This window comes from Saccharopolyspora erythraea NRRL 2338, from assembly GCF_000062885.1.
Classification (GTDB): Bacteria; Actinomycetota; Actinomycetes; order Mycobacteriales; family Pseudonocardiaceae; genus Saccharopolyspora_D; species Saccharopolyspora_D erythraea.
Genome location: NC_009142.1, coordinates 4,564,925 through 4,587,990, shown reverse-complemented (window position 1 = coordinate 4,587,990; position 23,066 = coordinate 4,564,925). Strand labels below are relative to the sequence as shown.

Here is a 23,066-nt window from a genome sequence, read left to right as displayed (position 1 = left end):
CGCAGCAGGGGGATGAACTCGCGTGGCGAATGAGGAAAAGCTCCGGGACTACCTCAAGCGGGCCCTGGCCGAGGCGCAGAACGCGCAGCGCCGCCTCCGCGAGGTCGAGGACGCCCACCGCGAACCGATCGCGATCGTCGGCATGGCGTGCCGCTATCCGGGCGGTGTGACCTCGCCGGAGGATCTCTGGCGGCTGCTGGCCGCCGGCACCGACGCGGTGTCGGCGTTCCCCGCCGACCGCGGGTGGGACGTGCGGGACCTTCCCGTGCGCGAAGGCGGCTTCCTCCACGACGCGGCGGAGTTCGATCCGTCGGTGTTCGGGATTTCGCCGCGTGAGGCGTTGGCGATGGATCCGCAGCAGCGGTTGTTGCTGGAGGTGTCGTGGGAGGCGTTCGAGCGGGCCGGTGTTGACCCGCTGTCGGTCCGGGGCTCCCGAACCGGTGTGTTCGCGGGCGTGATGTACCACGACTACGCCACCCTGATGGACGCGGTGCCCAGCGAGCTCGAAGGGTTCATCGGCAACGGCAACGCCGCGAGCATCGCGACCGGCCGGATCGCCTACACCTTCGGGCTCGAGGGCCCGGCGGTCACCGTGGACACCGCCTGTTCGTCCTCCCTGGTGTCCTTGCACCTGGCGGTGCAGGCCTTGCGAGCCGGCGAGTGCTCCATGGCGCTCGCGGGCGGTGTCACCGTCATGGCGACCCCTGGCACCTTCGTGGAGTTCGCTCGTCAGGGTGGGTTGGCGTCGGATGGTCGGTGCAAGGCGTTTTCGGATGGTGCGGATGGCACGGGGTGGTCCGAGGGCGCGGGGATGTTGTTGGTGGAGCGGTTGTCGGATGCTCGGCGGCTTGGGCATCCGGTGTTGGCGGTGGTGCGTGGTTCGGCGGTGAACCAGGATGGGGCGTCGAATGGTCTGACGGCGCCGAATGGTCCGTCGCAGCAGCGGGTGATCTTGCAGGCGCTCACCAATGCCCGGTTGTCCACTCAGGACGTCGATGTGGTGGAGGCGCACGGTACTGGTACTGCGCTGGGTGATCCGATTGAGGCGCAGGCGTTGTTGTCGGCTTATGGTCGTGATCGGTCTGTGCCGTTGTTGTTGGGTTCGGTGAAGTCGAATCTGGGGCATACGCAGGCGGCTGCGGGTGTGGCTGGTGTGATGAAGATGGTGTTGGCGTTGCGGCATGGTGTGGTGCCGAAGACGTTGCACGTGGCCGAGCCGTCGTCGCATGTGGATTGGTCTTCGGGTGCGGTGTCCTTAGCGAGGGATTTGGTGGCCTGGCCCGAGGTGGACCGGCCCCGCCGGGCGGCGGTGTCCTCATTCGGCATCAGCGGAACCAACGCCCACGTCGTGCTCGAACAAGGCGACCCGTCGCACGAACCGCGAGGACCCAGGAACTTCGGCCCGACCCCCTTCCTGCTCTCCGCTCGCAGCGAGATCGCACTGACCGCGCAGGCCGAACGCCTCGCCGAGCACGTCACCGGTGATCCCACGGCGGACCTGGTCGACGTGGCGTACTCGTTGGCGACCTCCCGAGCAGCCCTCGACCACCGCGCGGTCGTGGTCGCAGAGGGGCGGGACGAACTGCTGAGCGGCCTGTCCGGGACCGGACTGGTTCGCGGACGGACGACCCCGGGCAAGTGCGGTTTCGTGTTTGGTGGTCAGGGTGGTCAGCGTTGGGGGATGGGTGCGGGGTTGTGTGCTCGTTTCCCGGTGTTTGCTGAGGCTTTTGGTGCGGTGTGTGATGAGTTGGAGGTGCCGGTTGGTGAGGCGTTGTCCGGTGATGACCTTGGATTGATCGATCAGACGTTGTATGCGCAGTGTGGGATTTTTGCGCTTGAGGTTGGGCTGTTTCGTCTTTTGGAGTCGTGGGGTGTGGCTCCGGATTTCGTGTTGGGTCATTCGGTGGGTGAGTTGGGTGCTGCCCATGTTGCTGGGGTGTTGTCGCTTGGGGATGCGTGCAAGTTGGTGGCGGCTCGGGCGAGGTTGATGCAGGCGTTGGAGCCGGGGGTGATGTTGGCGGTGGCGGCCTCGGAGGACGAGGTCGTTTCGTTGTTGTCCGATCGGGTTGCGGTTGCGGCGGTGAATGGTCCGTTGTCGGTGGTGGTCTCGGGTGATGAGTCCGAGATCGCGTTGATCGAGGAGCGTTTCCGGGGCCGTCGGGTGAGGCGGTTGCGGACCAGTCATGCGTTCCATTCGCCGTTGATGGACCCGATGCTGGAGGAGTTCCGCGAGACCGTCGCGTCGGTATCGCTCTGTGCTCCCCGGATTCCGTTTGTTTCCACGGTGACCGGCGCCCTTGTCGGTGATGAGGTCACGACACCCGACTATTGGGTGCGCAATGTCCGCGACACCGTCCGCTTCCTCGACGGCATGCGGAGTCTCGGCGACGAAGGCGTGACCACGGTGCTGGAGCTGGGTCCTGACGCGGTCCTCGGCTCCGCCGCCCAGGAGTGCGTTCCCGGCATCGCCGCGGCATCCGCGCTGCGCGCCGGCCGCGAGGAGAGCCGGTCGCTGCTGGCCGCGACGGCACAGCTGCACGTCGGAGGCGTGGCGGTCGACTGGAAATCAGTGTTCGCCGAGCACGAGACCCGCCGGGTCGACCTGCCGACGTATCCGTTCCAGCGGCAGCGCTACTGGTTGCAGAGCAGGCAGGCCGTCGGCGCCCTGCGCTCGGCGGGCATCAGCGCGGCCGAGCACCCGCTGCTCGATGCGGCGATCTCGATGGCGGGCTCGGACCGGCTGCTGCTCACCGGCAGGCTGTCGGTCCAGTCGCAACCGTGGCTCGCCGACCACGTCGTCGCCGGGAAGGTGCTGTTCCCGGGGACGGGATTCGTCGAGCTGGCGATCCGCGCCGGTGACCGGGTCGGCTGCACGCGGATCGACGAACTCACCTTGCACGCGCCGCTGCCCCTGTCGGAGACCGCCGCGATGTGCCTGCAGATCGAGGTGTCCGCGCCCGACGAGTCCGGCAGCCGCGGAATCGAGGTCCACTCCCGGCCGGACGACGCGCAGGACGACGACCCGTGGACGCTGCACGCTTCCGGAGCGCTGAGCCCGAGCACTCCGGAAGCGCCCGCGGCAGCGCGGGAATGGCCGCCCTCGGCCGCCGAAGCGTTGAGCGTGCAGGCCCTCTACGACGAGCTGGAAGCGCTCGGCCTGGAGTACGGACCCGCCTTCCGGGGACTGCGTGCGGCCTGGCGGCGCGGTGCCGAGATCTTCGCGGAGATCGAACTACCCGAGCCCGGCATCGCGGCGGCGGACTCGTTCGGCATCCACCCGGCACTGCTCGACGCGACCCTGCACGCCCTCGCTCTTCGCGCGGACGCGGAGCAGGCGCGGCTGCCGTTCGCGTGGGGCGGTGTCCGGCTGCACGCCACCGGCGCGTCCTACCTCCGGGTTCGGCTCGCACCGGCTGACGGTGACGCGGTGGCCCTGGAGCTGGCCGATGCCGACGGCGCGCCGGTCGCCTCGGTGGACTCGCTGGTGCTCCGCCCGCTGACCGCCGCAACGCCGGACGCTTCGCGGCCGCACGACTCCCTGTTTCACCTCGAATGGGAGGAGCTGTCGCTGACCGGTGAACCCGCCGCCGGTCACTGGGCCGTGCTCGCAGCGCCGGATTCTCTGCCCGACCTGGGGGATCTGCGCGTCGACTCCTTCGCCGACATCGAGGAGCCGGCCGCCGAAGCAGTCGTGCCCGACGTCGTGGTCGGCGTGGCACCGGCAGGTGCGTCGGTGCGCGAGACCACGCGGTGGGGACTGGAGCTGGTCCAACGATTCGTCGCAGAGGAGCGGTATGCCGGGACCCGGCTCCTCGTCGTGACGTCGGGTGCCGTCGCCCCGGACGTCCGGGAGCCGGGCCACGCCGCGCTGTGGGGGTTGCTGCGGTCTGCGCAGGCCGAACACCTGGGCCGGATCGTGGTGGCCGATCTCGACGACTCGGCCGCTTCCACGCGTGCGCTGCCGTCGGTGCTGGTCGCCGGGGAGGCGCAGTTCGCCGTCCGCGCCGGCCAGGTCCTCGTGCCGCGGCTGGCCAGGCGGGCGGTGCTGCCGGCGCCGTCGGGGCCGTGGCGGCTGGACGTCACCGCCGAGGGAACGCTGGAGAACCTCGCGCTGGTCCCGGCACCGGAGGCGCAGGTCCCGCTGGAGCCGGGGCAGGTCCGGATCGCCGTGCGCGCCGCGGGGGTCAACTTCCGCGACGTGCTGATCGGGCTGGGCATGTACCCGGGTGAAGTCCAGCTCGGGGGCGAGGGCGCGGGTGTGGTCACCGAGGTCGCGCCGGATGTGACCGGCCTGGCTCCCGGTGACCGGGTCACCGGCCTGTTCGGCGGATCGTTCGGCCCCGTCGCGATCGCCGACCACCGAACCGTGGCCCGCATCCCGCGCGACTGGTCGTACGAGCAGGCCGCCGCGGTCCCGATCGCCTACCTGACGGCCTACCTCGGGCTGGTCGAGCTCGGTGCGTTGCGCGCTGGCGAGTCGGTGCTTGTGCACTCCGCCGCGGGCGGTGTCGGCACGGCGGCCGTGCAGCTCGCCCGCCACCTCGGTGCGCACGTCTTCGGCACGGCCAGTCCGGGCAAGTGGGACGCCGTGCGCGCCCAGGGCGTGGCCGAGGAGAACCTGGCCTCCTCGCGGACTCTCGACTTCGAACGTCACTTCCTCGCCGCCACCGGCGGGCGCGGCGTCGACGTGGTGCTGAACTCCCTCGCCGGTGAGCACGTCGACGCCTCGCTGCGGTTGCTGCCGCGCGGCGGTCGCTTCCTGGAGATGGGCAAGACCGACATCCGCGGCGCGGACGAGGTCGCCGCGGCGCATCCGGGTGTCGCCTACGAGGCGTTCGACCTGATGCGCGTGCCACCGGAGCGGGTGCGGGTGATGCTCGCCGAGGTGCTCGAGCTGTTCGAACGCGGCGCTCTGAGCCTCCCACCGATCACCTCCTGGCCGGTCTCGCGCGCCCCCGAGGCGTTCCGGCACCTCAGCCAGGCCCGGCACACGGGCAAGGTGGTGCTCACCGTGCCGGCCGCGCTCGACCCCGGTGGCACGGTGCTGATCACCGGAGGTACCGGCACGCTGGGTTCTCTCGTGGCCAGGCACCTCGTCACCGTGCACGGTGTGCGGCATCTGGTCCTCACCAGCCGCAAGGGCCGCGACGCGGAGGGCGCCCGGCGGCTCGAAGCGGAGCTGGCCGAGCTCGGCATCGACGTGACGATCGCGGCCTGCGACGCCGCCGACAGGGACGCTGTCGCCGCCCTGATCTCCGCGATCCCCGAAGCGCACCCGCTGACCGCCGTGGTGCACACGGCCGGGGTCACCGACGACGCCCTGCTGGAGTCGATGACGCCCGAGAGCGTCGACCGAGTCCTGCGGCCGAAGGTCGACGCCGCGTGGAACCTGCACGAACTGACTCACGACCACGACCTGGTGGCGTTCGTGCTGTTCTCGTCGCTCGCGGGCACCCTGGCCGGTCCGGGGCAGGCCAACTACGCGGCGGCCAACGCCGCGCTGGACGCGCTGGCGCACCAGCGGCGGTCCGAGGGCCTGCCCGCGCTGTCGCTGGCGTGGGGGTTGTGGGAGCAGAGCAGCGGGATCACCGGGGGGCTCACCGCGGCCGACCTCGCCCGCATGGAGCGCTCCGGGGTCGCCGCGCTCTCCGCCGAGGACGGCCTGCGCCTCTTCGACTCCGGTCTCGCGCTCGACGACGCGGTCCTGCTCCCGGCCAAGCTCAGCACCAGAGCCGGCGAGACGACTCCGGACCTGCTGCGCGGCCTGGTCAGGGCACCGTCGCGGCGCGCGGCGAAAGCGCGTACCGCGGACGGCGAAACCTCGCTGCGCGACCGGCTGACCGGCATGACCGCGGCCGAGCAGGAACAGGCGTTGCTCGCCCTGGTCCGCGCCGAAGCCGCCGCCGTGCTCGGATACGGCGACGCCGAAGCCGTCGACGCGGTGCGGGAGTTCCGCGACCTGGGCTTCGACTCGCTGTCGGCGGTCGAACTGCGCAACAGGCTCGCGCCGCGGCTCGGGATCCGGCTTCCCGCGACGCTGGTGTTCGACTACCCGACGCCGCGGGTCCTGGTCGAGCATCTGCGGCGGGAAGTCCTCGGCACGGCGCCGCGGACTCCGGTCTCCGCGGCCGTCGAGGTCGCAGAGGACGAGCCGATCGCGATCATCGGCATGGCGTGCCGGTTTCCCCCGGACGTGTCCACGCCGGAAGAGCTGTGGCGGTTCCTGGTGGCAGGCGGCGACGGCATCACGGCGTTCCCCACCGACCGCGGCTGGGACCTCGACTCGCTGTTCGACCCGGACCCCGACCGGCCGGGCAAGTCCTACGTGCGGGAGGGCGGGTTCCTGCGCGGCGCGGGCGACTTCGACGCTGACTTCTTCGGGATCAACCCCCGCGAGTCGCTGGCCACCGACCCGCAGCAGCGGCTGTTGCTGGAGACCTCGTGGGAGGCGTTCGAGCGGGCGGGGATCGACCCCGGGCAGGTGCGCGGCAGCCAGACCGGCGTCTTCGTCGGGGTGATGCGCCAGGACTACGGCCCCATGCTGCACCAGACGGCGGAAGGCGTCGAAGGATACCGGCTGACCGGAAGCGCGGCCAGCGTCGCCTCGGGGCGCATCGCGTACTCCTTCGGCCTGGAAGGGCCCGCGATGACGGTGGACACGGCATGCTCGTCGTCGCTGGTCTCACTGCACCTCGCGGCGCAGGCGCTGCGCCGCGGCGAGTGCGCGATGGCATTGGCCGGCGGGGCCACCGTGATGGCGACCCCGGGCATGTTCGTCGAGTTCAGCCGCCAGCGAGGGCTGGCCGCCGACGGACGCTGCAAGGCTTTCTCCGCTTCGGCCGACGGCACCGGCTGGTCCGAGGGCGTCGGCATGCTGCTGGTCGAGCGGCTTTCGGATGCCCAGCGGCTCGGGCACCGGGTGCTGGCCGTTGTGCGGGGTTCGGCGGTGAACCAGGACGGCGCGTCGAACGGCCTGACCGCGCCCAACGGTCCCTCGCAGCAACGCGTGATCCGCCAGGCGCTCGCCGCCGCGAAGCTGTCCACCGAGGACGTCGACGTCGTGGAGGCCCACGGCACGGGCACCGCGCTGGGCGACCCGATCGAGGCGCAGGCGTTGCTGGCCACCTACGGGCAGGACCGGCCGGCGGAGCGGCCGCTGCTGCTCGGGTCGATCAAGTCCAACATCGGCCACACCCAGGCCGCCTCCGGTGTCGCGGGCATCATCAAGGTGGTCCTGGCGCTGCGGGAAGGGCTGCTGCCCCGGACGCTGCACGTCGACGAGCCGAGCCCACACGTGGACTGGTCGTCGGGCACCGTCGCGCTGCTGACCGGCACCACGCCGTGGCCGGAGAGCCGACGACCGCGCCGCGCGGCCGTGTCGTCCTTCGGCGTGAGCGGAACCAACGCGCACGTGATCGTGGAGCAGGCCCCGGAGCCGACAGCACGGACGGTAACCGCCGAACCCCGTGCGCTGCCGTGGATCGTCGCCTCCCGCACCGAGTCAGGACTGCGCGACCAGGCGAACCGGCTCAGGGCGCACGCCGAGACGCATCCGGAGCAGGACACCGCGAGCATCGGCTACTCGCTGGTCGCCGGACGGGCCGTGCACGCGCATCGGGCAGCGGTGCTCGGCGCTGACCGGGCGGACCTCCTGCGCGGACTCGACGCGCTCTCGGCGGGCGCGGAGGCGGCGAACCTCGTCATCGGTGCCGCCACCGGCCCGCGCAAGTCCGCGTTCCTGTTCCCCGGGCAGGGCTCGCAACGTCTGGGCATGGGCCTGCAACTGCTGGCGGAGTTCGACGGCTTCGCGAGCGCCTTCGAGACCGTGTGCGACGAGCTCGACCGCCACCTGCGACGCCCGGTCCGCGAGGTGCTGCACGCCGAGGCGGGCTCACCGGCAGCCGAGCTGCTCGACCAGACCGAGTACACCCAGGCGGCGCTGTTCGCCGTCGAGGTCGCGCTGTTCCGCCAGCTGGAGAACTGGGGCTTGTGCCCGGACTTCGTCGCGGGGCACTCGATCGGTGAGCTCACCGCCGCCCACGTGGCGGGTGCGCTCAGCCTCGACGCGGCGGCAGCGCTCGTCGCGGCCAGGGGCAGGCTGATGCAGCAGGCTCCGGCCGGAGGCGCGATGGTCGCGGTCCAGGCGGGTGAGGACGAGATGTCGGCGATGCTGGCCGGCCTGGAGGACGGGGTCGGCATCGCGGCCGTGAACGGGCCGAACTCCGTGGTGCTTTCCGGCGATACCGATGTCGTCGAACGCATCGCCGGGCAGTGGCGGGAACAGGGACGCAGGATCCGGCGGCTGCGCGTCAGCCACGCCGCCCACTCCCCGCACATGGAAGGGATTCTCGAGGAGTTCCGCTCCGCGGTGTCAAAAGTGCGGTTCCACCCGCCGGAGATCCCGATCGTGTCCACCGCGACGGGCGAGGTGCTCAGCGCAGAGGAGATCGCCGCTCCTGAGCACTGGGTGCGCCACCTGCGGGGCGCCGTGCGGTTCCTGCCCGCCATCCGCCGGCTCGCCGAGGCGGGCGTCACCGCGTTCGCGGAGGTCGGCCCGGGCGGGGTGCTGTCGGCGATGGCGCAGGACTGCCTTCCGGAAGCCGCGGAGAACGCGGTGATCGTGCCGTTGTCGCCCGGCGACCGCGCCGAAGGCCCGAGCCTGCTGGAGGCCGTCGCCCGGCTGCACGTCCACGGGGTCGAGCCGGACTGGGCCGCCGTCGTCGCGGGCCGGGAGCCGGCGCGGGTGGAGCTGCCGACCTACGCCTTCCAGCGGCGGCGGTTCTGGCTGCCGAGCACGAGCGCCGACGCGTCTTCGACCGGGCTCGACGCGCTCGGCCATCCGTTGCTCGGCGCGGCGGTGCCGATGGCCGACGAGGACGGGTTCCTGTTCACCGGACGCCTCTCGGTCGCGAGCCACCCGTGGCTCGGCGACCACGTCGTGTCCGGCAGGGTGCTGCTGCCCGGCACCGCCTTCGTCGACCTCGCGTTGCGCGCGGGCGCGGAAGTCGGGTGCGGCCGGCTGGCCGAGCTCACCATCGACGCCCCGCTGATGCTGCCCGAGCACGGCAAGGTCGCGCTCCAGCTCGTGGTGGGGCCCGCCGACGAGTCCGGCAGGCGAGCGCTGGACTGCTACTCGCGGCCGGACTCCGCTTTCGCCGTCCCGTGGACGCGGCATGCGAGCGGGACGATCGCGCCCGTGGCCGACGTTGCCGGCGAAGCCGACGACTGGCCGGTGGAGGACGGCGAGGAACTCGACCTCGACAGCCTCTACGACGTGTTCGCCGAGCGCGGGTTCGAATACGGGCCCGCGTTCCGCGGTTTGCGCAGCGCGAAGCGGCGGGGCACCACGGTCTTCGCCGAGGTCGCCGCATCGGAGTCCGAACGAACTCCGGCCGGCGGGTTCGCCCTGAACCCGGCGCTGCTGGACGCGGCGCTGCACGTCCTCGCCTCCGGCGCGGAGGGCGATCAGCCGCGGCTGCCGTTCTCGTGGAGCGGCGTGACGCTGCACGAGCCCGGGGCCACGGCACTGCGCGTGCGGATCGACCTCATCGGCGACGGCAACGCCTCGCTGGCCGTCCACGACGAGACCGGCGCGCCGGTGGCATCGGTGGAATCGCTGGTGCTGCGGCCGGTTCCCGAGTCGCTGCTCACCTCCTCCGGTGACGCGGATGCGTTGTTCGCGGTGGAGTGGGCCACCCAGTCGGCGCCGGGTGCGGTGCCTGGCACGGTGGGTGTGCTCGGTGACGGCGACGGGATCGCGGAGGAACTGCGGGCGGCCGGGGCCGAGGTCGTGGTCTACCCGGACGTCGAATCCGTGGCTGCCGCCGAACTGCCCGAGGTTGTCCTGGCTCCCATGCAGTCGGACGCTTCGGACGCCGCTTCGGGCGCGGCGCAACTCGCCCACCGCGCACTGGCGCTGTTGCAGGCATGGCTGGCCGGTGATCGGTTCAACGCGACGCGGCTGGTGCTCGTGACGCGAGGAGCGGTCGCCAGTCGTGACAGCGCGGACGTGCCGGAGATGGCCGCTGCGTCGGTCTGGGGCCTCGTGCGGTCCGCCCAGTCGGAAAACCCTGGACGCTTCGGGCTGCTCGACGTGGACGACGCACCGGGCACGGCCCTGCTCAACGCCGTGTCGTCCGGAGAACCGCAGGTCGCTCTTCGCGGTGACGTCGTGATGACGCCGCGTCTGGTCCGCGCGCAGCGCGCCGAACCGGACGGCCTACCGCGCTGGGACGACGACGGCACCGTGCTGATCACCGGGGGCCTCGGCGCGCTGGGCGCGGAGGTCGCCCGGCACCTGGTCGCCGAACGCGGAGTCCGCCACCTCGTGCTCGCCGGTCGTCGCGGACGCGCAACCGACGGCGCCGATGCCCTGGAAGAGGAGCTGATCGGCCTCGGCGCCACCACGGTGACCATCGCGGCGTGCGACGTGGCGGACCGCGAGGCCCTGGCCGCACTGCTGGACGCCATTCCCGGCGAGCGTCCGCTCACCGGCGTCGTGCACGCCGCCGGGATCCTGGACGACGGTGTGGTGGAGTCGCTGACCACCGCAAGGGTCGACCGCGTCCTGCGGTCGAAGGCCGACGCCGCGTGGAACCTGCACGAGCTGACCCGCGAAGCGCCGCTGACCGCGTTCGTGCTGTTCTCGTCCGCCGCCGGGATGCTGGGCAGCCCGGGACAGGGAAACTACGCCGCCGCGAACGCTTTCCTCGACGCCCTGGCACTGCACCGGCGGGCCGAAGGGTTGCCCGCGCAGTCCCTGGCGTGGGGTCTGTGGGCGGGCGGCATGAGCGGGGAGCTCGACGAGGGGGCGCGCAAGCGTCTCGGGCGGCTCGGCATGTCCGCGCTGGAACCGGCCGAGGGTATGCGGTTGTTCGACACCGCCGCCGCCACCGGCCGGGCCTTGCTGGCGCCGGTGCGGCTCGACACCGCCGCCCTGCGCGAACAGGCGCGAACCGGCGAGCTCCCGCCACTCCTGCGCGGCCTGGTGAAGGTCGCACCGCGGCCCGACCGCGCCACGACGTCGACGCTGGCGGCCCGGCTGGCGGGCCTCGGGGAGGCGGAGCAGACCCGGCTGCTGGTCGACACCGTCCGCGCGGCTGTCGCCGCCAGCCTCGGGCACGACAGACCGGAGGCGATCGGTGCTCAGCGCGCGTTCACCGATCTCGGTTTCGACTCGCTGACCTCGGTGGAGCTGCGCAACCGCCTCACCAGGACGGCGGGTGTGCGGTTGGCCGCCACCCTCGCCTTCGACCACCCCACGGTGGCGGCGGTCGCCGAGCACCTCCGGCAGCGGCTGACCGACGCGGCCCCCGAGCGCGCCCGGCCGGTCGCCACCACGGCGGCCGCGGACACCGAGCCCATCGCGATCGTGGGAATCGGATGCCGGTACCCGGGCGGGGTGCGGTCGCCGGAGGACCTGTGGCGGCTGGTCGCCAACGGCGAGGACGGCATCTCGGCGTTCCCCGGTGACCGGGGTTGGGATGTGGAGGGGTTGTTCGATCCGGACCCGGACCGCGCGGGCAAGAGCTACGTCAAGGAAGGCGGTTTCCTGCATGACGCGGCGGGGTTCGATGCCGGGTTCTTCGGGATTTCGCCGCGTGAGGCGTTGGCGATGGACCCGCAGCAGCGGTTGCTGCTGGAGACCTCGTGGGAGGCGTTCGAACGGGCCGGGATCGACCCCGCGGGACTCCGCCACAGCCAGACCGGCGTGTTCGTCGGCGTGATGTACCACGACTACGCCACCCGGCTGCCCGCCACGCCCGCGTCGGTGGAGGGATACCTCGGCGCCGGCACCGCGGGCAGCGTCGCCTCCGGCCGGCTTTCCTACACCTACGGCTTGGAGGGCCCGGCGGTCACGGTGGACACGGCGTGCTCGTCGTCGCTGGTCGCTCTGCACCTGGCCGTGCGCGCGCTGCGGCAGGGGGAGTGCTCCCTGGCGCTGGCCGGTGGCGTGACCGTCATGGCGACTCCCGGCACCTTCGTGGAGTTCAGCCGTCAGCGGGGGTTGGCGCCGGACGGGCGGTGCAAGTCCTTCGCGTCGGCGGCGGACGGGACGGCGTGGTCGGAGGGTGTGGGTCTGCTCGTCGTGGAGCGGCTGTCGGATGCTCGGCGCAATGGACATCCGGTGTTGGCGGTGGTCCGTGGTAGTGCGGTGAACCAGGATGGTGCGAGCAATGGTTTGACGGCGCCGAACGGTCCCTCGCAGGAGCGGGTCATCCGGCAGGCGCTCACCGACGCCCGGCTGTCCACCGCGGACGTCGATGCGGTCGAGGCCCACGGCACCGGAACCGCGCTGGGCGACCCGATCGAGGCCCAGGCGTTGCTGGCCACCTACGGGCAGGACCGCCCCGCCGGCCGACCGCTGTGGCTGGGCTCGATCAAGTCGAACATCGGGCACACCCAAGCCGCCGCCGGGGTCGCCGGTGTGGTCAAGATGGTCATGGCGATGCGCGCCGGTGTGCTTCCCCGGACCCTGCACGTGGACGAACCGTCTACCGCCGTGGACTGGTCGGCAGGTGACGTGTCGTTGCTGACCGAGCCGGTCGACTGGGCCGGCGACGACCGGCCGCTGCGCGCGGCGGTGTCCTCGTTCGGCATCAGCGGCACCAACGCGCACGTGTTGCTCGAACAGGCACCGGCGGAGAAGACCGCGGAGTGGCCCGAGAAACCGAACGCAGCGGTCCCGTGGCCGCTGTCGGCCCGGAGCGCACCCGCGCTGCGCGAGCAGGCGGCGCGACTGCGGACCTGGCTCGCCACCACCGACGCCGACCCGGCCGACATCGGACGGGCGTTGTCCGAGCGCAGGGCCACGATGGAGCACCGCGCCGTCCTGGTGGGCGTCGACCGCGAGGAGTTCACAGCTCAGCTCGCGGAGTTGGCGGACGGACGCGGCGACGCCGGAACCGCCGATGCCGTGGACCGGACGGTTTTCGTGTTCCCGGGTCAGGGTGCGCAGTGGCGGGGGATGGCCCTGGACCTGCTGGCGGAGTCGGAGGTGTTCGCGGCTCGGCTGGCGGAGTGCGAGGCGGCGATGGCGGAGTTCGTCGATTGGTCGGTGCTGGGCGTTCTGCGTGGTGATGTGGGTGCGGCGTCGTTGGATCGGGTTGATGTTGTTCAGCCGGTGTCGTTTGCGGTGATGGTGTCGTTGGCGGCGTTGTGGGAGTCCTATGGTGTCAGGCCTGGCGCGGTGGTGGGTCATAGCCAGGGTGAGATCGCGGCGGCGTGTGTGGCGGGTGTGTTGTCGTTGCGGGATGCGGCGCGTGTGGTGTGCATTCGAAGCCGGTTGATCGCCGAGGTGTTGGCGGGCCGGGGCGGGATGGCTTCCATCGCGCTGTCCGTCGATGAGACCGACGAGATGGTGCGGCGCTACGACGGGCGCGTGACGGTGGCCGCCACCAACGGGTCGTCGTCAACGGTGGTTTCCGGTGATGTCGATGCCTTGGAGGAGCTGCTGACCGAGTGCTCGGATCGCGGTGTGCGTAGTCGGCGGGTTCCGGTGGATTATGCGTCGCATTCTGTTCATGTCGAGGCGTTGGCCGAGCGGTTGCCGGCGGCGTTGGGCGGAATTGCCCCGCGGTCTGCGGAGGTTCCGTTCTTCTCCACGGTGTCTTCCGAGTGGCTTGATGGCGAAGAGCTGGACGCGGCTTACTGGTATCGCAACCTGCGTGAACCCGTGCGCTTCGAGCAAGCGGTGCGCTGCGTGGCCGAAGACGGGCACGGTCTTTTCGTCGAGGTCAGCCCGCATCCCGTGCTGGTGCCCGCGATCGACGAGACCGCGGAGGACGCGCGGGCCGTCGGGTCGCTGCGCAGGGACGAAGGGGGGCTCGACCGGTTCCTGCGTTCGGTCGGCGAAGCCCACGTGCACGGCGCCGACGTGGACTGGTCGCCGGCGTTCACCGGTGCCGAGCGCTGGGTCGACCTGCCCACCTACGCCTTCCAGCACGAGCGGTTCTGGCTGGAGGCCGCCGGCGGTGACGACGGCGCGAGGGACTCCGGCGACGCCGGCTTCTGGAACGCGGTGGAGGCCGGTGACCCGAAGGCGCTGACCGACCTGCTCGGCCTCGACGGCGAGCAGTCCCTCGCCTCCGCGCTGCCCGCGCTCTCGTCGTGGCGGCGCGCGAAGCGGGACCGCTCGGTGCTGGACTCCTGGCGCTACCGCGTCGCCTGGCGGCCGGTGCCCGAACCTCCCGCGGCGGGGTTGCGCGGAACCTGGTTCGTCGTGGCGCCGAGCGACCCGGCCGTGAAGACCTGGATCGACCAGTGCGCGCGGTCGTTGGAGCAACGCGGCGCCCAGGTCGCGCGCATCGTCGTCGACGCCGCGGAAGCCGACGCCACGAGCCTGAGCGCGGAGCTGGCCGCTGAAGGGGAACGCGGCGGGATTCTGTCGCTGCTCGCGCTCACCGAGGGCACGCACCCGCTGCACCCATCGGCACCGCTCGGCCTCACCGCGAACCTTGCCCTGGTCAAGGCGGTCGCGGACGCGGCTGCCGGCACACCGCTGTGGCTGCTGACCTCCGGCGCGGTCTCCACCGGCGACGCCGACCCGGTCCGCGACCTCGGCCAGGCCGCGGTGTGGGGCCTGGCACGGACGGTCGCGCTGGAGCTGCCACGGCAGTGGGGCGGTGTCGTCGACCTCCCGGCCGACGCCGGCGAGCACGCGACCGACCGGCTCTGCGCGGTTCTCGCCGCTGCCGGTGCCGAAGACCAGGTGGCGATCCGCGAGCCGGGCGTCATGGGACGGCGGCTGGTGCGAGCTCCGCTGGCGGAGACCGCGGTGACCCGCGAGTGGCGGACGAGCGGCACCGCGCTCGTCACCGACGGCACCGGACCGATGGGTGCGCGGGTGGCGGCGTGGCTCGTGGAGCAGGGGGCGGAGCACCTCGTGCTCACCGTCGACGACGACACGGATGCCGACCACGCCGCGCTCGAGGCGGAGCTGGGCGTGCCGGTGACGGTGGCGGCGTGCGATGTGGCCGACCGCGACGCACTGGCGAGCGTGCTCGACGGAATTCCCGCGGACCGGCCGCTGACCGCCGTCGTGCACACCGCCGGCGTGCTGGGAGCCGGTGCCCTGCTGGAGGCCGGGCCCGCGGAGTTCGCCGCCACCGCGCGGGCGAAGGTGCGGGGCGCGCTCAACCTGCACGAGCTCACGCTGGACACCGATCTGGCGGCGTTCGTGCTGTTCTCGTCGGTCGCGGGTGTCTGGGGTGGCAGCGAACAGGGCGCCTACGGCGCGGCGAACGCGGTTCTGGACGCGCTCGCCGACCGGCGGCGGGCGCTGGGACGACCGGTCACCTCGATCGCGTGGGGGCCGTGGGCCGACGCCGGCATGGGAGCCGAGGACGAGGCCGCGGAAGAGGCACGCCGCGAGCAGCTCCGCAGGCGCGGGGTGCTCCCGATGCCGTCCGAACGGACACTCGGCGCACTGCGCGACGCGCTTCTGCACGGGGACACGGCGGTCACCGTCGTGGACGTGGACTGGGAGCGGTTCGCCCCGGCCTTCAACGCGGCTCGGCCGAGCGCGCTGCTCGCGGAACTGCCGGAAGTGCGCCGCGTGCTCGACGCCGCGAACGCCGAGGCTGCCGAAGGCGGACAGGAGTTCGCGGCCCTGCTGGCCGGACTGCCCCAGGACGAACGCGAACTCCGGCTCGTCGAGCTGGTACGCCGCGAGGTGGCGGCCGTGCTAGGACACCCGTCAGCGGAGGCGTTGCCGGCAGGGAGGGCGTTCACCGAGCTCGGCTTCGACTCGCTCGCCGCGGTCGGACTGCGAAACCGCCTCGGCGCGGCCACCGGAGCGAAGCTCACCGCGAGCGCCGTCTTCGACCACCCGACGCCGGAGCGGCTGGCCGGGCACCTGCTGCGGCAGCTCGCCCCCGCCGCGTCCGCCGCGGGCTCGTTGGACGAGGAGCTGGACCGCCTGCGTGGCACCGTCTCCGCGCTCGACGACGAAGGTGAGCGCCGCCGGGTGCTCGCCCGGTTGCAGGCACTGGTCACCGAACTGGCACCGGCACCGGCGACCGGCGAGGTGTCGGCCGCCGAACGGATCGGGTCGGCCAGCGACGAGGAGATCTTCCGTTTCATCGACACGGAGTTGAGCTGACCATGACCGACGACGCCCAGCGCCTTCGCGAGTACCTCAAGAAGGTCACCGTCGACCTGCACCAGGCGCGCCAGCGCATGCGGGAGGCCGACGAGCGCGACTCGGAACCGATCGCGGTGGTGGGGATGGCCTGCCGCTACCCGGGCGGGGTGGGCTCCCCGGAGGACCTGTGGAGGGTGGTCGCCGAGGGCCGCGACGTGATCTCGGGCTTCCCCGGTGACCGGGGTTGGGATGTGGAGGGGTTGTTCGATCCGGATCCGGATCGTGCGGGCAAGAGTTACGTGCGGGAAGGTGGTTTCCTGCATGACGCGGCGGGGTTCGATGCCGGGTTCTTCGGGATTTCGCCGCGTGAGGCGTTGGCGATGGATCCGCAGCAGCGGTTGTTGCTGGAGACGTCGTGGGAGGCGTTCGAACGCGCCGGGATCGACGTCCACCGCCTGCAGGGCAGCCGGACGGGTGTTTTCGTCGGCAGCGGCACGCAGGACTACGGCATGCTGGTCAGCGCGGCGGGCGAGGACCTCGAGGGCTACCTGCTCACCGGCAACGCGCTGAGCGTGCTCTCCGGCCGCATCTCCTACACCTACGGGCTGGAGGGCCCGGCGGTCACGGTCGACACCGCTTGCTCGTCGTCGCTGGTCGCGCTGCACCTGGCGTGCCAGTCGCTGCGCCGCGACGAGTGCTCGCTCGCGCTGGCCGGCGGGGTCTCGGTGCTGTCCACCCCCGCGGGGTTCGTGGAGTTCAGCCGTCAGCGGGGGTTGGCGCCGGACGGGCGGTGCAAGTCCTTCGCGTCGGCGGCGGACGGGACGGCGTGGTCGGAGGGTGTCGGGCTGCTGGTTGTGGAGCGGTTGTCGGATGCTCGGCGGCTTGGGCACCCGGTGTTGGCGGTGGTGCGTGGTTCGGCGGTGAACCAGGATGGTGCGAGCAACGGCTTGACCGCGCCGAACGGCCCGTCGCAGGAGCGCGTCATCCACCAGGCGCTCACCTCCGCGCGGCTGTCGTCGGCGGAGGTGGACGCGGTCGAGGCCCACGGCACCGGCACGCCCCTCGGCGACCCGATCGAGGCGCACGCGTTGCTGGCCACCTACGGGCAGAACCGTCCTGCCGGCCACCCGCTGTGGCTGGGTTCGGTGAAGTCCAACATCGGGCACTCCGGCGCCGCCGCCGGGGTCGCCGGCGTTATCAAGATGGTCATGGCGATGCAGGCCGGTGTGCTGCCGAGGACCTTGCACGTCGACGAACCCTCGTCCGAAGTGGACTGGTCGTCAGGTGCGGTTTCACTGCTCACCGAGCATGTCCGCTGGCCGGGGGCGGACCGGCCCCGGCGTGCGGGTGTTTCGGCCTTCGGCGTCGGCGGCACGAACGCCCACGTGCTCGTCGAACAGGCTCCTGAACCCGAGCCGCCGACCACAGATCCTCGGCAGGGCCGCGCGCCCGTGCTCCCGTGGGTGCTCTCGGCCAAGTCGCCGCAAGCTCTGTCGGAGTACGCGCAGCGGCTGATGGCATCGGCGGCGGACGAGAACGCCGATCTCGCCGACATCGGGTTCTCCCTCGCCTCGCGCGCTGTGCTCGACCACCGTGCGGTCCTGGTGGGTGCCAGTCGGGAGGAGTTCACAGCTCAGCTCGCGGAGTTGGCGGAGGGCCGCGGCCCGGGCGGTGCCGCGGGCTCGTCCGGCCGGACGGTTTTCGTGTTCCCGGGTCAGGGTGCGCAGTGGCGGGGGATGGCCCTGGACCTGCTGGCGGAGTCGGAGGTGTTCGCGGCTCGGCTGGCGGAGTGCGAGGCGGCGATGGCGGAGTTCGTCGATTGGTCGGTGCTGGGCGTTCTGCGTGGTGATGTGGGTGCGGCGTCGTTGGATCGGGTTGATGTTGTTCAGCCGGTGTCGTTTGCGGTGATGGTGTCGTTGGCGGCGTTGTGGGAGTCCTATGGTGTCAGGCCTGGCGCGGTGGTGGGTCATAGCCAGGGTGAGATCGCGGCGGCGTGTGTGGCGGGTGTGTTGTCGTTGCGGGATGCGGCGCGTGTGGTGTGCATTCGAAGCCGGTTGATCGCCGAGGTGTTGGCGGGCCGGGGCGGGATGGCTTCCATCGCGCTGCCGGTCAGCGAAGTCGAGGAAATGGTGCGCTCGCACGGTGATCGGCTCTCCGTCGGTGTGGTGAACGGGCCGTCTTCGACCGTGGTGTCCGGTGATGTCGACGTAGTGGAGGAGTTGCTGGCCGAGTGCTCCGGTCGTGAGGTGCGTAGTCGGCGGGTTCCGGTGGATTATGCGTCGCATTCTGTTCATGTCGAGGCGTTGGCCGAGCGGTTGCCGGCGGCGTTGGGCGGGATCGCCCCGCGGTCTGCGGAGGTTCCGTTCTTCTCCACGGTGTCTTCCGAGTGGCTTGATGGCGAAGAGCTGGACGCGGCTTACTGGTATCGCAACCTGCGTGAACCCGTGCGCTTCGATCAAGCGGTGCGCACTCTGGTCGGGCAGGGCTACGGATCTTTCGTCGAGGTCAGCCCGCACCCCGTGCTGGTGCCCGGTGTCCAGGAGACGGCCGACGAGCTGGGGGCGAGCGTCATCGCCACCGGGACGCTGCGCCGCGACGAGGGCGGTCTGGCAAGGTTCTTGCGGTCGGCGGGAGAGGCGTTCGCGGGCGGCGTCGACCTGGACTGGTCCGCGAGCTACGCGGGCACGGGCGCCGTCCGGATCGACCTGCCCACGTACGCGTTCCAGCACCAGCGGTACTGGCCCAAACCCCGCCGCGCTGAGGACCGGGATGTCCGCGACCCGGAGGAGATCGAGTTCTGGGAGGCCGTCGACCGGCAGGACCTGCCGTCGTTGACGAAGGTTCTCGACGTCGGCGAAGAGCAGCTCGCCCCGGTGACCGCGGCGTTGGCTTCGTGGAACCGGGAACGACTGGAGAAGTCCGCTGTGGACTCATGGCGGTACCGGGTCGTCTGGGAGCCCGTGCGCGACCACGCCGCTCCCCGACTGTCCGGCTTCTGGCTCGTCGTCATCCCGTCCGTGGAGTCCGTGCGGGCGGAGCAGTGCGTGCGGGCGATGGAACGGCACGGCGCACGGGTGCGCCGCGTCGAGCTGTCCGCGCACGACCTCGACCCGGAGTCGGTCGCAGACGGGTTCGCCGAGGACGACCTGCGCGGCGTGGTTTCGTTGCTGGGGCTGGACGACCGGCCGCATCCGCGGCATCCCGCGGTGTGCACCGGGCTCGCGGCGAACCTCGCGCTGGTTCGGGAGTTGTCGACGTCGGCGGTCGACGTGCCGCTGTGGTTGGTCACTTCCGGCGCGGTCTCGGCCGACGAATCGGACCCCGTCGTCCGCCCTCGCCAGGCGGCGGTGTGGGGCCTCGGTTCGACCGTGGCGCTGGAGGAGCCGCGCCGGTGGGGCGGACTCGTCGACCTGCCCGCGGAGCCCGACGACGGTGCGCTGCGGTCGCTGTGCTCGGTTCTCGCGGATTCGCGGGGAGAGGAGCAGTTCGCCGTCCGCGCGTCCGGACTCCGCGTTCGCCGGTTGGTCAGGGGCCGGACGCGGGAACAGCAGGAGACCGCGTGGCCGGTGTCGGGTACCACGGTGGTGACCGACGGCTGCGGCCCGATGGGTTCGCACGTCGCGCGGTGGCTGGCCGCCAACGGCGTGGAAAGCCTGCTGCTCACCGTCGATCCGGGAGCATCGGCTGACGACGGCCTGGTGGCCGAGTTGGGCGCCGCGGGCGTGCGGGTGCGGGTCGCCGAAGTCGATCCCGCAGATCGGGAAGCGCTGGCGGCGGTGTTTGCGTCGATACCGGAGGAGCACCCGCTGACCGCGGTCGTGCACACCGGCGGAGTCCTCGACGAGGCGCCGCTCGACGCGCTCGGCGCGGAGCGAGTCGAGCGGGTGTTTCGCGCCGGCGCCGAAGCGGCCTGGAACCTGCACGGGCTGACTCTCGAAGCGGATCTGGCCGCGTTCGTGCTGTTCTCCTCGGTCGCCGGCACGTTCGGCGGGGTGGGGCAGGGCGCGTACGCGGCGGTGAGCGCGACGCTGGACGCGCTGGCCGGGTTCCGGCGCGGGCAGGGGTTGCCCGCGACCGCGATCGCATGGGGGCCGTGGGCCGACGGCGCCGATCCCGACACCGACCGGGCGCGTGCCGAACGCTTGGGTGGACGTGGAATCCGCCTGCTCCCACCGGCACGCGCGCTCGCAGCACTGCGGTACGCGCGCAGCCGTTCGCAGGTGGTCATCGCCGATCTGGACTGGCAGCGTTTCGCCTCCGCGTACGCCGCGTCCGGCCACCACCCGCTGATCTCGGAGTTCCGGCCCGAAGTCGCGGACGGGCCCACCGAGTCCACCGGGTTTTCGGCGCGGCTCATCGGGCTCGATGTCGAGGAGCAGCACCGCGTGCTGGTCGACCTGGTGCGGACGCAGGCCGCCTCGGTTCTCGGGCACGCCACACCGTCGGAGCTCGACCCCGAACGGGGGTTCCTGGAACAGGGCTTCGACTCGCTGACCGCGCTCGAACTGCGGAACCGGCTCAGCGGCGCGACCGGACTCCGGCTGCCCGCGTCGGCGCTGTTCGACCACCGCACGGCCGGCGACCTCGCCCGGTACCTGAGGAGCGAACTCGTCGGAGACGCCGCCGAGCCGCGGGCGGACCCGATTTCCGCCATGTACGCGCAGGCCAGGGATTCTGGCAAGACAGCGGAGTTCGTCGAGCTGCTGTCGGCCGCCGCGAAGTTGCGTCCCGCGTTCGACTCCGCCGCCGATGCCGGTGCGGCACCGGGTGTGGCCGAACTGGCGCAGGGCGGGGAGGGTCCCGAGCTGGTCTGCCTGCCGTCCGTGCTCGCCACCTCCGGGGCCCACCAGTACGCGCGGTTCGCCACCGCGTTGCGCGGCCGGCGCTCGGTCTGCTCCCTGACGTTGCCGGGATTCGCGGCGGGCGAGCCGTTGCCGGCGAACCTCGACGCACTTGTTGACGCCGCAGCGCACGCGGTGCGGGCGAGGATCGGGGATGCTCCGGCCGCGCTCGTCGGCTACTCCTCCGGAGGACTGCTCGCCCACCCGGTCGCGGCGGCGCTGGAACGCGACGGCGCGCGGCCCGCCGCGATCGTGCTGATCGACACCTTCCCGCCGGGGTCCGGCCTCACACCGGCGGTGCTCGACGGGATGTTTGCCCGGCTGGCCGGCCTCGACGCTCTCAACGACGCCCGCCTCACCGCGATGGGCGGCTACCTGCGCCTGCTGTCGGACTGGAAACCCGCCGAGATCGGCGCGCCCGTCCTGCTGGGGCACGCGGCCGAACCGCCGCAGGACGCACCTGACCGCCAGTGGCACCAGCCGCACCACGGTGCCGTCCTGCCAGGCGACCACTTCACCGTGCTCGAGGACCACGCCACGAGCACCGCCGAGATCGTCCACGAGTGGCTGACGGCCACCACAGCCGAGGAGACCCGATGAAGCAGCACGACACCGTTCTCGTCGTAGGAGCAGGGCCGTGCGGGCTCGCGGTCGCCGCGGAGCTCCGGCGGCTCGGGGTCCAGGTCACCATCGTGGACTCCGAACCGGTGGCCGGCACGGGATCGCGCGCCATCCTGCTGTGGCCGCCGGTACTGGAGGTGCTGGACGAACTCGGCGTCGGCGCGACCGCCCGCGAAACGGGACTGCAGCCCCAGGCATTGTCCTACCACCTCGGCACCGGCCGGACGGTGCGCGTCGGGCTGGGCGCCGAGAACGCCCCGCTGCTGCTGCCGCAGGAGCGGACCAGCGCCCTGCTGGAGCAGGCGCTCGTCCGGTACGGGGGTGCGGTCGAACGCGGGATCCGGATCACCAAGGTCGTCCAGCACGACGACTCGGTCGCGGCGTCGGCGCTGCACCCGGACGGCACGACCACCGACTTCGAAGCGGACTGGCTCATCGCCGCCGACGGGCTGCGCAGCCAGGTCCGCGAACAGCTCGGCGTGCCCTTCGAAGGCGAGCAGCTGCCCACCACGTTCCTGCTCGCCGAAGGACGCCTCGAAGGCGACATCGGCCGCGACTCGATCCACTACTTCCTCGGTGAGACCGGCGTGGTGCTGGTGGCACCGCTGCCCGGCGGCGAGTTCCGGATCTCCGGTGCCATCCCCGAAGGGACGCAGGTGAGCACGGCGCAGGTGCAGAGGCTGCTCGACGAGCGCGGCCCCGGCGGTCTGCGCGTGGGCGAGTTGCGCGCGCTGTCCACGTTCGTCAGCCACGAGCGCGCGGCCGGCACGTTGCACACCGGCCGTGCGTTCCTACTCGGGGACGCGGCGCACGTCCACAGCGCGATCGGCGGACAGGGGCTGAACCTCGGCATCCAGGACGCCCGCAACCTTGCCTGGAAGCTCGCCGGTGTGGTCCACGGCAGGTTCGCCCCCGTGGTGCTGCGCAGCTACGAGGCGGAACGGCGGGTCGCGATCCGCCAGACCCTGGCCACCACCGGCCGGATGGCCCGGCAGGCGGTGGCCGGACCCCTGGCCCGGCGGGTCCGCGACGTGGTGTGGGGCGGCCTGGAAGCGGTCGGGGCGATGGACCGCTGGTGGGCGCCGCTGCTCGCGGGCTGGCGCAGCCGCTACCCGGACGTGCTGCTCGGCGAGGAACGCCACGCCCACTGGTCGTCGGCCTGGCGGCTGTCACCGCGGCCGGGCACCCGCAACCCGCACCTGCTCCCCAAACCCGACGACGGCCTCGCCGGACGCTTCCAGCTCGTCACCTGGGGCGGTCCGGACTGCGAGCTCGCCCGTCGCGGCCGGGAACTGGCCGGCGACCTGCCCGGCGTGGTAGCCCACTTCGCGCTGGGCGGGCGGAGGGAGCGATTCGTGCTGCTGCGCCCGGACTCCTACGTCGCCGCCGCCGGCGGCCCGGCCGACTTCACCGCCGCACGATCGCTGCTCGACGACCTGACCACCGTCTGACATCTGTTGTGGGCGTGGTTCGCACGGCGAGGTGGCGGCACCGCGGAAGCGCCCCAGGACAACTCACAT

At 72.1% G+C, this 23,066-nt stretch carries 2 protein-coding genes and 1 pseudogene; all 3 read left to right on the top strand.

Annotated features, from left to right (window positions below; genetic code table 11):
* Positions 1-22 precede the first annotated feature (22 nt).
* Entirely contained in the window at positions 23-16,102 is a 16,080-nt protein-coding gene (locus tag SACE_RS39380; protein ID WP_011874254.1) for a type I polyketide synthase, read from the top strand.
* A 47-nt stretch (positions 16,103-16,149) separates the two neighbouring features.
* Positions 16,150-21,525: pseudogene (locus SACE_RS39780) on the top strand (type I polyketide synthase); the annotation flags it as partial.
* Positions 21,522-22,997, top strand: coding sequence for an FAD-dependent monooxygenase (locus tag SACE_RS20070; RefSeq protein WP_009947012.1), 1,476 nt, complete (start codon positions 21,522-21,524; stop codon positions 22,995-22,997). The pseudogene SACE_RS39780 and the gene SACE_RS20070, both read left to right, overlap by 4 nt.
* Positions 22,998-23,066 lie beyond the last annotated feature (69 nt).

Coding starts and splice junctions, on each gene's coding strand:
- SACE_RS20070 (WP_009947012.1), top strand. CDS start 21,522: ATGAAGCAGCACGACACCGTTCTCGTCGTAGGAGCAGGGCCGTGCGGG.